At 68.5% G+C, this 11,301-nt stretch carries 9 protein-coding genes; 3 read left to right on the top strand and 6 right to left on the bottom strand.

Annotated features, from left to right (window positions below):
• The first annotated feature begins 297 nt into the window (after nt 1-297).
• Complete coding sequence (locus tag ACZK4S_RS12795) at nt 298-1,266, top strand: IS30 family transposase (protein ID WP_386086559.1); 969 nt, start codon at nt 298-300, stop codon at nt 1,264-1,266.
• A gap of 118 nt (nt 1,267-1,384) precedes the next feature.
• On the opposite strand, the gene trxA is transcribed toward ACZK4S_RS12795, so the two are convergent.
• From trxA to ACZK4S_RS12775, 4 genes are all read right to left on the bottom strand, one after another.
• Nucleotides 1,385-1,741: a thioredoxin gene (trxA, locus tag ACZK4S_RS12790; RefSeq protein ID WP_076063888.1), complete on the bottom strand. Its 357-nt coding sequence runs from the start codon at nt 1,739-1,741 to the stop codon at nt 1,385-1,387.
• Nucleotides 1,742-1,875: 134 nt separating this feature from the next.
• Nucleotides 1,876-2,628, bottom strand: coding sequence for a class I SAM-dependent methyltransferase (locus tag ACZK4S_RS12785; protein ID WP_076063885.1), 753 nt, complete (start codon nt 2,626-2,628; stop codon nt 1,876-1,878).
• Nucleotides 2,625-3,311: an iron-dependent transcriptional repressor DtxR gene (locus ACZK4S_RS12780; protein ID WP_076063882.1), complete on the bottom strand. Its 687-nt coding sequence runs from the start codon at nt 3,309-3,311 to the stop codon at nt 2,625-2,627. Before ACZK4S_RS12780 ends, ACZK4S_RS12785 begins: the two co-directional genes overlap by 4 nt.
• Nucleotides 3,312-3,383: 72 nt before the next feature.
• On the bottom strand, nt 3,384-4,526 hold the full coding sequence (locus tag ACZK4S_RS12775) for an N-acetylglucosamine-6-phosphate deacetylase (RefSeq protein ID WP_463644516.1): 1,143 nt from the start codon (nt 4,524-4,526) through the stop codon (nt 3,384-3,386).
• A gap of 85 nt (nt 4,527-4,611) precedes the next feature.
• On the opposite strand from ACZK4S_RS12775, the gene serC reads away from it, so the two are divergent.
• A complete protein-coding gene (gene serC / locus ACZK4S_RS12770) occupies nt 4,612-5,709 on the top strand; it encodes a phosphoserine transaminase (RefSeq protein ID WP_463644515.1) in 1,098 nt (365 codons plus the stop codon).
• Nucleotide 5,710: 1 nt separating this feature from the next.
• Here the strand turns inward: serC and ACZK4S_RS12765 are convergent, their stop codons facing one another.
• On the bottom strand, nt 5,711-6,676 hold the full coding sequence (locus ACZK4S_RS12765) for a hypothetical protein (RefSeq protein WP_463644514.1): 966 nt from the start codon (nt 6,674-6,676) through the stop codon (nt 5,711-5,713).
• A gap of 161 nt (nt 6,677-6,837) precedes the next feature.
• Here ACZK4S_RS12765 and ACZK4S_RS12760 point away from each other — a divergent pair, with 161 nt between their 5' ends.
• Entirely contained in the window at nt 6,838-7,458 is a 621-nt protein-coding gene (locus ACZK4S_RS12760; protein WP_463644513.1) for a DUF7691 family protein, read from the top strand.
• Between the two features lie 432 nt (nt 7,459-7,890).
• Here the strand turns inward: ACZK4S_RS12760 and ACZK4S_RS12755 are convergent, their stop codons facing one another.
• The gene (locus ACZK4S_RS12755) at nt 7,891-11,292 is read right to left on the bottom strand and encodes a pyruvate carboxylase (RefSeq protein WP_463644512.1); all 3,402 of its coding nucleotides are present in this window, start codon (nt 11,290-11,292) and stop codon (nt 7,891-7,893) included.
• Between the last annotated feature and the right edge of the window lie 9 nt (nt 11,293-11,301).

Here is an 11,301-nt window from a genome sequence, read left to right as displayed (position 1 = left end):
CGCGAGTTCAGGGGGTGAGTGCAACAGATCTGAAGGGGATGTGTTGTGTCGGTCGCGGAGAAGCGTGGGGTTGCCCTTGCCGGGTTGGCTGAGGGGCTCAGTGCGCGAGAAGTCGCACGGGGGTTGGGTATCTCGCCTGGGATGGTGTGGAGGTGGGCCAAACTCGAGGGTGTGAAGTTGCAGCATGGGCGGCTCGGGGGTGTGCCCGAGCTGCGGCCGCGGGCGGCGCGGGAGCCGCGTCGGGTGCCCGAGGGGGACTGGGTCGATTGCAATGGCAGGCTGACTCAGGCGGGTCGGATGGTGATCGCGATCCGGCTGAGCGAGGGACGTGGTGACACGTGGATCGCTGCCGAGTTGGGGGTGGCCCGTTCGACGGTGTGGCGGGAGCGTCAACGCGGATCCGTTGAGGGTAAGTACCGGTGGCGTCCCGCGCAGACACGTGCCGACCAGGCCCGGAAACGGCCGAAGCCTGGGAAACTGGCCCCTGGTAGCGCGGTGCGTGCTGAGGTGGTCGAGCGGTTGAAGCGGCGTGATTCTCCCGAGCAGATCTCGGGCCGGTTGAAACTCGAATTCCCTGACCGGGAGGACATGTGGGTGAGTCACGAGACGATCTACCAGGCGCTCTACATCCAGACCGCCGGGTCACTGCGTCACGAATTGACGGTTGACAAGGCGTTACGTCAGGGCCGCAGCAAACGTCGACCGAGATCGAAGCTGCCTGCTAAACCCCGGGGCTGGATCGGGGAGGACGCGGTCCTGGCGAAACGTCCCGAGGAGGCTGACGACAAGCGGGTGCCAGGCCACTGGGAAGGTGACCTGATCATCGGGTCGGATCTACGCTCCGCGCTGGTCACCCTCGATGAGCGTCACACGAAGTACACGATGATGCGGCGGGTCTGTGTCCATGACACCTTCACCGTCACCGACATCCTCACGATCATGGCCCGAGAGTTACCCGCTTCGCTGTGGCGCTCGTTGACCTGGGACCAGGGCGTAGAGATGGCCGCCCATCACCGATTCACCGACGAGACCTCCTGCAAGGTGTACTTCTGTGATCCCCACTCCCCGTGGCAGCGTCCCACCAACGAAAACAGCAACGGACTCAAGCGTCAGTACTTCCCCAAGGGCACCGACTTCACCCGTGTCACCGACGCAGAAGTCGCCGCGGCCGAGTACGAACTCAACACCCGCCCCCGGAAGGGCTTGGATTACGAGACCCCTGCTGAGAAACTGGCCAAACTAGTTGGTGTTGCACCCACCGATTGAATCCGCCCGCCGACCAACAGGGTTACAGAACCGGTGACCCCATCCAGGTGCTCACCCACGACGACGGCGGCCCGCCCCCGGAGTGGGGACGGGCCGCCGTTCGTTGGTGGTCTGCGGGTTACTTCTTCTGCTGATCGGCGAGCGCGGCCTCGATGTCGAGGTCGCGGATCTGCTCGATCACCGAGTCGAGCTGCTTGCCGCTGAGCATGCCGGCCTGGCGGAACACCAGCTGGCCGGACTTGAAGCCCATCAACGTGGGGATGGACTGGATCTCCAGCGCAGCCGCAAGGTCGCGAGCGTCTTCGGTGTCGACCTTCGCGAACACGACGTCGTCGTGCCGCACGGAGGCGTCATCGTAGATCGGCGCAAAACGCTTACACGGTCCGCACCAGTCGGCCCAGAAGTCGACCAGCACGATCTCGTTGTCCTTGACCGTGCTCTCGAAATCAACAGCAGTCAGGTCAGTGGTCGCCATGGGTGACACCTTTCGTCGTCGTTTCCACGTAGTGCAACGCGGTGGGATTACGGGATATTCCGCCCGACACTTCGACCATACCCCGGCTCGCTGCCACTTCCTATGGACCGACAGGGTCCCAGCCCGGCAGGAAATTACTTGATCGCGATGATGCGGCGCATCGGCAGCGGCACCTTGACGGGGCCGATCCGGAGCCGCTGGCGGAGGAAATCGAGCGTGGCGGCCGTGCGGCTGGCGTCGACGGGGGCGCGGAGCCCGGCGAGGAAGTGTTCCGCGTCCTCCTCGCTGGCCAGTTCGTAGTAGTACTTCGCCCGCTTGTCCTCGGCCTTCGTGAGGCCCACCTCACCCAGGGCACGCTTGGCCGTGAACTCGGTGACGCCCGGGAGGTGCGGGGTGGTGCGCAGGTAGCCGCCCAGACGGCTGACGATCTTCAGGTCCTCGATGTTCGCGGGACGCAGCGACGGCGTGAGCGCGGCGAACACACCACCCGGCCTCAGCACGCGGGCGGCCTCCGCCAGGAACCGTGGACGGTCCGCCACGACGGAGATGCCGATCGAGCTGACCACCGCGTCGAAGCTGTTGTCGGCGAACGGCAGGTAGGAGGCGTGCGCCTGCACCAGCGGGCCGCGGCCGCGGCGCTGCGCCTCGCGCAGCTCCGCCTCTGAACGGTCGAGGCCGATGACGGTGCGGCCCGGCCGCTGCAGCCGCTCGATCATCGCCCCGGCGCCGCAGGCCAGGTCGAGCACGGTCACGGCCGACGACGACACTGCCCGCGCCAGCCACTCGTAGGGGGTGCGGTCGCCTCCGTAGGAGCGGGACAGCACCTCCTCCATGGCGCCGGGCTTGCGGGTGCCGAACCACCTCAGCACGCCGTCGATGTCGCTCACTCGGGGCTCACGAACAGCAGTTCCGCAGTGTGCACGGGCACGTCGACGGCGGCCTCGCCGACGGTGATGTGCACCATGTTGCCGATCCTCACCGCCTCGAAGGGGGTGTCAGGTCCGAAGCCGGTGCGCGCCAGGAGCCCCAGCGAGTGCGCGTCGGCCTGGAGGTTCTCGCTCATGCGTTGCAGCACGAACCGCTGCGGTTCCTCGGTCACCATGTCGGTGAGCGGGTCCGCGCCTTCGCGGAACGGTTGGTGGTCCACGTCGATGCCGAGTTCGTGCAGCCCGGGAATGGGGTTGCCGTAGGGCGAGTGGGTGGGGGAATCGAGGATCGCGACGAGGCGCTTCTCCACGTCCAGGGAAATGACGTGCTCCCAACGGCAGGCCTCGTCGTGCACCTTCTCCCACTCGAGGCCGATGACCTCCGTGAGCAGGCATTCAGCGAGGCGGTGCTTGCGCATGACGTCGCGCGCCAGCTTGGCGCCGGTGCGCGTCAGCTTGATGGTGCGGTCCTCGTCGACGACGAGGAGTCCGTCTCGTTCCATCCGCCCCACGGTCTGCGAGACGGTGGGACCGGACTGGTGGAGTCTCTCAGCGATGCGGGCCCGAAGCGGCGGTATCCCCTCTTCGAGCAGCTCATACACCGTGCGGAGATACATCTCCGTGGTGTCGATCAGGTCACTCATCGCCACCCCCTTTCCCCGGCCATCCTAGCCCCGGCGTGGTTGCGAGAAGCCTGGAGCCGCGGCTTGGGCCCCTCAACCGGCGTGGGGGGCGACGATCCACTCGCCTCGGCGCAGCACGCCCCTCAGCACGCCGTCGTCGTCCACGAGGCACACGTCCGCGAACTTCCCGGGAACGAGTTCGCCGACGTCCGGCACGCCGTGCCACTTCGCCGGGGTGGTCGACGCCATGAGCGCCGCGTCGGGGATCGAGACGCCGACCTCCTGCACGACGAACTCGAAGGCGCGGGCCATGGTCAGGGTGGAGCCAGCGATGGCGCCCTGGCTGCCATCGGTGGTCACGAGGCGGGCGGTGCCGTCCTTGACCTCCACCTCGAGCTCGCCGAGGAGGTAGTTTCCGTCGCCGATGCCGGTGGCGCTCATGGCGTCGGTCACCAGCGCGACGCGGCCCGGTCCGGCGGCGTCGATGGACATGGCGGCGATCACCGGGGCGTGGTGGATGCCGTCGCAAATCAGCTCCACCATCACGCGCTCGTCGGAGAGCAGCACCGGCACGGGGCCGGGCTCGCGGTGGTGGATAGAGCGCATGGCGGAGAACAGGTGGGTGGCGATGTCGGCGCCCCACTCGATGGATTCCGCAGTGGTCACGTCATCGGCATCCGAGTGGCCGAAGGCCACATGGACCCCGGCCTCGACGAAGCGGCGGGTGGCTTCCTCGCCGTGGTCGCGTTCGACGGCGAGCGTGATCATCTTCAGGGCGTCGCCGCCGGCGGCGATGAGGCGCTCGACGGATTCCGGATCAGGGTCGCGCAACAGCGCGGGGTCGTGGGCGCCCTTCTTGGCCTCGGCCAGGAAAGGACCCTCCAGGTGGATGCCGCCCAGTTCGCCGGCCTCGACCAGTTCCTTCAGGACGGCCAACTGCGCCTCGAGCTTCTCGATGGGTTCGGTCACCGTGGAGGCGAACACCGTGGTGGAGCCCTGCTTGCGGTGGTAGTCGACTGCCCGCAGGTTGGCCTCTCGGTCGGGGTTGCCGAAGGCGACACCGACGGCCCCGTGGCAGTGCGAGTCGACGAATCCCGGGACTGCCCAGAGGGTGCCCTCTCCCCCGCCACCGGATTCGACGGAGACGATACGGTCACCGTCGACGGTGAGGACCGCGTCGTCGACGACGCCTTCGGGAGTGACTGCGTGGGCAACCTTGATCTGCGTAACGGCCATGGTTCCATCCAACACCACTCGTTTCGCGGCCCTGAACATGGATCCCCGAAATGTGCAGGTCGGGTGAGATGAGAAGATTGCCCCCATGATGATCCCCGACGCTCTGCTCCCGCTCGACGGCCGGTTCGGCTCCGGCCCGGCGAAGGTTCGCCCCGAGGCCCTCGACTACCTGGGCCTGCGCTCCGACATCATGGGCACCTCGCATCGTCAGGCCCCGGTCCGCGAACTGGTCGCCACCATTCAGGCGGGCCTGTCCGAGCTGTACCGCCTGCCCGACGGCTACGAGGTGGTGCTCGGCAACGGCGGTTCCACCCTGTTCTGGGACATGGCCGTCTTCTCGCTGATCGAGCAGCGCTCGGCCCACGGCGTCTTCGGCGAGTTCACCCGCAAGTTCGCCCGCGCCGCCTCGCGCGCCCCGCACCTCGACGACCCGGCGATCTTCGAGGCCCCGGCGGGCGGCGTCGCGCTGCCCGATAGCCGCGACTCGGACGTCCACGCCTGGGCGCAGAACGAGACTTCAACCGGCGCGGCGGCCCCCGTCGTGCGCCGTGGCGACCCGGATTCCATCGTGCTGATCGACGCCACCTCTGCCGCCGGCGGCATCGATGCCGACATCTCGGAGACGGACGTCTACTACTTCGCCCCGCAGAAGAACTTCTCCTCCGACGGCGGGCTCTGGCTCGCGTTCGCCTCGCCCGCTGCCGTCGAGCGGGCGGAGCGGATCAAGGCCGGGGGGCGCTACATCCCCGAAATCCTGGATTTCAGCACCGCGGTCAGCAACTCGCGGAAGAACCAGACGCTCAACACCCCCGCGCTGGCCACGCTGCTGCTGCTCGAGGACCAGATCCAATGGATGCTGGACCTCGGCGGGATGGCGGAGGTCGCGGCGCGCTGCCGCCGCTCCAGCCAGACGCTGTATGACTGGGCCGAAGCGCGCAGCTTCGCGTCGCCGTTCGTGACGGACCCGGCGCACCGCTCCCCCGTCGTCGCCACGATCGACCTGGACGAGAGCGTCAACGCGGCCACGGTCATCGCGGCGTTGCGGGACAACGGCATCCGCGACGTGGATCCGTACCGGGCGCTGAACCGCAACCAGTTGCGCGTCGGCTGTTACGCGTCAGTTGATCCCGACGACGTGGAGGCGCTCACCGCGTGCCTCGACTACGTGATCGAGCGGCTGTAAGTCAGTTGCGCCAGAGGTAGGTGACGACGCCGGCGGCGAGCGCCACGGCCGCAGCCAGTGCCAACGCCGTGATGGTGCCGGCCCTTGCCGGGCCTTCTTCGGCGGCAGGTTCGGGGGCGGCGGGTTCCTCGCTCCCCGTGGCTGTCGGTGCCGTCGTGGACGGCTCTGCTGACGGCGACTCCGCCACCTCCGGCGCCACGGTGGTCGTCACGTCCTCGCCGGGCACCTCGCTGACGCGGACGGCGGGGTTGCCGCCGACGAAGAGTTCGTCGTCGGCACCCCTCGCGATGGATTCGCCCTCCGGGGCCCCGACGATGGTGTCGGTGACGAGCGGTTCCCACCGCAGGGCGTCGATGTACTCGATGCCGGCGGTGGTGCGCAGCGCCATGGTGGAGCCGTCGCTGAGGAAGACGCCGTCGGTCACGCCCTCAGGCGCGTCGTAGACCCGCACGAGGGTGTTCATGTCCTCGCGACTGATGTCGCCGCGCACACGGTAGACGCCCGGGGATTCGCCGCCGGTGACGATGTAGATGTTGCCGCGTCCGGAGATGAGCATCGCCTGGGCGTCCTGCGGCTGGTCCTCGTACTGGAAGTCGTAGGCGTGGTACGTGGTGCGCCCGCCGTCGGTGGAGCCGAGGCGGTAGACGACGATGGTGTCGCGGGTGTTTCTGGGGTCACCGATGTCGCCGACCCAGAGCCTGTCGCCGGACCAGGACAGTGCCTGCACCGAGACGAGGTCTGCGGTGAACGTGACTTCCTTCTCGCCCGTGGCGTCCACCAGCGTGCCCTGGTCCGCGTCTGCGCCGGCGAGCCAGAGTTCCTCGTTGCCGGGGTCGTAGGCCATGCCCACCAGCGGCGCTGCACTCTCGGGGATGGGGACGTCCTCTGCGAATGCCGGCAGCACGGCCGTGGCAAGTGCCAGGCCGCCGACCAGCGAGGCTGCTGCGCTACGGACGAGGATGTTCATCAGACCGCCCAGCATAGGGCGTCACCGGTGATCACAGCTGGCCGCCCCACACGGCGCTGGCGACAGCAAGCAACACGAGGGCCACCAGGACCCCCGTGACTATCAGGCGACGACTTCTCGGATTCACTGCGTTGATACTACGCGCGGGATAACGTGGAAGCATGCACCGGCTCGTCGTCTACGCGATCTCGATCGATGAGGTGCGCGACATCTTCCGCGCTCCGGCGCCTCTCGCCGAGCGCCTGCGCGCGGTCGCCGCCGAGCGTTTCGCGGCCCCCCAGCCGTCGCGTCGGCACTGGTTCGGCCCCCTGATGCGGCGTGATCCGGCCAACGAGGTCGACCCGTCGCTGCCGCAGCGCACGGATGTCGACGCGCTGCTCACCGGTGCCTACATTCCGCCGGACCGCATGGCCCCCAGCTGGCACCTGTTCCAGGCCTGGCTCGACGAGTTGTCGGCCGCGCGCCGCGACATCCCGTGGGACGCGGAGACCTTCGACAGGGTCGAATGGGACCTCGCCCGCGGCGGCCTGAACAGCGACTACTCGCTGCGTTCGTTGGCGGACCGCCAGTTGGCCGTGCCGCTGCGGCCGCTCCCCGGCCAGGTGGTGGGCTACGCGAAGCGGGTGCACGCCGTCGAGGCTCTGGAGGACTACCGACGCGTGCTGACCAACCCGGAACTCAGCGACGAGGCGCGCTCCTGGCTGCAGCCCGTCGTCGAGGTGCTCGAGGCTGTGGCCTCGGACGAGCGGCTGGATGTCGCCGTCGTGGGCACCGACTCGTAGCCGCACCCCAAGGGCACCGACTCCTAGCGTCGCCCTAGGCCTCCAGACCGAACTCGGTCCGACCACCGGCAGCCGTCAGCTCACAGCAGGTGATGGGAGGGGCCCCGACGGGTTAGGTGGGCGTTGTCGGAGTCCCGTCGCCCACCCCCCGCAAACAAACAGCCACGCGCGCCGGGACTACGGCATGGGCGGGAGGACCCCTCCCATCACCTGCGGAACCGGCCGCAAGCCCCACCATCGGCAGCCCTCAGCCCACAGCAGGTGACGGGAGGGGCCCGACGGGTTAGGTGGGCGTTGTCGGAGTCCCGTCGCCCACCGCCCGCAAACAAACAGCCACGCGCGCCGGGACTACGGCATGGGCGGGAGGGCCCCTCCCATCACCTGCGGAACCGGCCGCAAGTGACCACCCCCACAGCCAGTCCCCAGCGGCAACTAGCTCGGGTCGATCACCAGGACGAGGTCGCCGCCCTCGAGTTGAGTGGCGCCCGGTAGCACGACGCGACGGACGGTACCGCTCACCGGCGCGTTGATGGAGGCCTCCATCTTCATCGCCTCGATCGTGGCCACCGGCGCCCCCGCCTCAACCACGTCGCCCTCAACCACCGACGGCGTCACGACGCCGCTGAAGGGTGCGGCCACATGGCCCTTGTTCGACGTGTCCGCCTTCTCCGCCGCCGCGACCTCCGACTTGATCGAGAGGTCACGCACCCGCACCGGCCGGATCTGGCCGTTGAGCAGCGTCATGACGGTGCGCTTGCCGCGCTTGTCGGGCTCTGAGATGGCCTCCAGTCCGGCCAGCAGCGTGACGCCCTTCTCCAGCGTGATGGCGTATTCCTTGCCGCGTTCCATGCCGTAGAGGTACGGCACGGTGGGCAGCACGGAGATGTCGCCGAAGTCTTCGCGGGCCTGGATGAAGGCCTTCGTGGGGCCGGGGAACAGCAGCCGGTTGAGCGTCTCCTGACGCTCACGCCCCTCGTTCTCCAGCAGTGCCAGGTCCTCCTCGGACACCTCGGTGACGCGGACGGGGACCTTGCGGCCTCCCAGTGCCTTGGTGCGGAAAGGCTCAGGCCAGCCGCCGGCGGGTTCGCCGAGTTCGCCGCCGAGGAAGCCGATCACGGAATCCGGGATGTCGAAGTTCTGCGGGTCCTCTTCGAACGCCTTCGGGTCTGCACCGACGGCGACGAGGTGCAGCGCGAGGTCGCCCACCACCTTCGACGACGGGGTGACCTTGGTGGGCCGGCCGAGGATCTTGTCTGCGGCCTCGTACATGTTCTCGATCTGCTCGAACTTCTCGCCGAGGCCGAGCGCGATGGCCTGCTGGCGCAGGTTCGACAGCTGGCCGCCGGGGATCTCGTGCGAGTAGACGCGGCCAGTGGGCGCGGGAAGGCCGGACTCGAACGGCTTGTACAGGTTGCGCACGGCTTCCCAGTAGGGCTCGAGGTTCAGCACGGCCTGCGCGTCGAGTTCGGTCTGGCGCTCCGTCTGGTCCAGCGCCATCAGAAGGGCCGACATCGGCGGCTGCGAGGTGGTGGAGCTGAGCGCCGAGTTCGCCACGTCGACGGCGTCGACCCCCGCGTCGATAGCCGCCATGAGCGTGGCCATCTGGCCGCCCGTGGTGTCGTGGGTGTGCAGGTGCACGGGCTGGTCGAAACGCTCCCGGAGCGCGGTGACCAGACGGCGGGCCGCCTCGGGGCGCAGCAGCCCGGCCATGTCCTTGATGGCCAGGATGTGCGCACCCGCGTCGACGATCTTCTCCGCCAGGCGGAGGTAGTAGTCCAGCGTGTAGATCTTCTCGTTGGGGTCCAGCAGGTTCGAGGTGTAACACAGCGCCACCTCGGCCACAGAGTTGGTGGTGTGCACCGCTTCGATCGCGGGGCGCATCTGCTCCACGTCGTTGAGTGCGTCGAAGATGCGGAAGATGTCGATGCCGGTGGCGGCGGCCTCGGCGACGAACGCCTGCGTCACCTCCGTGGGGTACGGGGTGTAGCCGACGGTGTTGCGGCCGCGCAGCAGCATCTGCAGGTTCTGGTTCGGCATCGCTTCGCGCAGCGTGGCGAGCCGCTCCCACGGGTCTTCGCCCAGGAAGCGCAGGGCCACGTCGTAGGTGGCACCACCCCAGCATTCGATGGAGAACATCTCGGGCAGCAGGCGGGCCTGCGTCGGGGCGATGCGCAGCAGGTCGCGCGTGCGGACGCGGGTGGCCAGGAGCGACTGGTGCGCGTCGCGGTAGGTGGTGTCGGTGACCCGCACCGGCACCGCGTCGCGCAGTTCCTTGGCGAACCCGGCGGCGCCGAGCGCCAGCAACCGCTGACGGGAGCCGTCGGGCACTCCCCCGTTGAGGTCCACCTTCGGCAGCTTGTCGCCCGGGTCCAGCGTGGTGGGCGCGTCGCCGTGCGGCTTGTTGACCGTGACCTCGGCGATGTGGCGCAGCAGTTTGGTGGCCCGGTCTGCCGGGGTGCGGGCGTTGAGCAGGTAGGGGCGCTCGTCGATGAAGTTGGTGGTGACCGGCCCCGCGAGGAAGTCGGCGTCCTCCAGCACTGCCCGCAGGAACGGGATGTTGGTGGCCACGCCGCGGACGCGGAACTCGGCCAGCGCGCGCTGGGCGCGGGCGATGGCCATCTTCAGGTCGCGGCCGCGGGCGGTCAGCTTGACCAGCAGCGAGTCGAAGTGGGGGCTGATCTCGACGCCGGTGCCGGTGGTGCCGCCGTCGAGGCGGATGCCCGCGCCGGAGGCCGAGCGGTACGCCGTGATGAGGCCGGTGTCCGGGCGGAAGGAGTTGAGCGGGTCCTCCGTCGTGATGCGGCACTGGAGGGCGGCACCGCGGATCTGCAGCTCGTCCTGACGGATGCCGATCTGCTCGAGCGTTTCACCATTGGCGATGCGCATCTGCGCCTGCACCAGGTCCACGTCGGTGATCTCTTCGGTGACGGTGTGCTCCACCTGGATGCGCGGGTTCATCTCGATGAACACGTGCTCACCGGCGCGGGGGCCGTCGGTCTCGACGAGGAACTCGACGGTGCCGGCGCAGAAGTAGTTGATGGATTCGGCGAACTTCACGGCGTCGCTGCACAGCGCCTGGCGCAGTTCCTCTGAGATGAACGGCGCCGGGGCCATCTCGATGACCTTCTGGTGGCGGCGCTGGATGGAGCAGTCCCGCTCGAAGAGGTGGACGATGTTGCCCTCGCCGTCGGCGAGGATCTGCACCTCGATGTGACGCGGGGCGGCGACCGCCTGCTCGATGTAGACGGTGGGGTCACCGAACGCGGCCTCGGCCTCGCGCATGGCGGCGGCCACCTCGTCGGCGATCTTGCTGGGGTCGTCGACGCGGCGCATGCCGCGGCCACCGCCGCCGGCGACAGCCTTCACGAACACCGGGAAGCCGATCTCGTCTGCCGCCTTCTTCAGCACCTCGACGTCTGTGGAGGGAGGGCAGGAGTTGAGGACCGGCACGCCGGCCTTCTTGGCGGCCTCGATGGCGCGCACCTTGTTGCCGGCCATGGCGAGCACGTCGGACGAGGGCCCGATGAAGGTGATCCCGTTCTCCTCGCAGGCCTTGGCGAAGTCAGGGCTCTCCGACATGAAGCCGTAGCCGGGGTAGATCGCGTCCGAGCCGGATTCCTTGGCCGCCCGGATGATCTCGTCGATGCTCAGGTAGGCGCGGACCGGGTGGCCCTCCTCCCCGATGAGGTACGACTCCGACGCCTTCACGCGGTGATCGGCGTTGCGGTCCTCGTAGGGGAACACTGCGACGGTGCGGTAGCCGAGTTCGTAGGCTGCACGGAATGCGCGCACTGCGATCTCGCCGCGGTTGGCGACCAATACCTTTTGGAACATGGGCGTCAG

It is taken from the genome of Tessaracoccus zhenghani (assembly GCF_055326325.1).
This window is presented reverse-complemented; position numbering and strand designations above follow the sequence as displayed.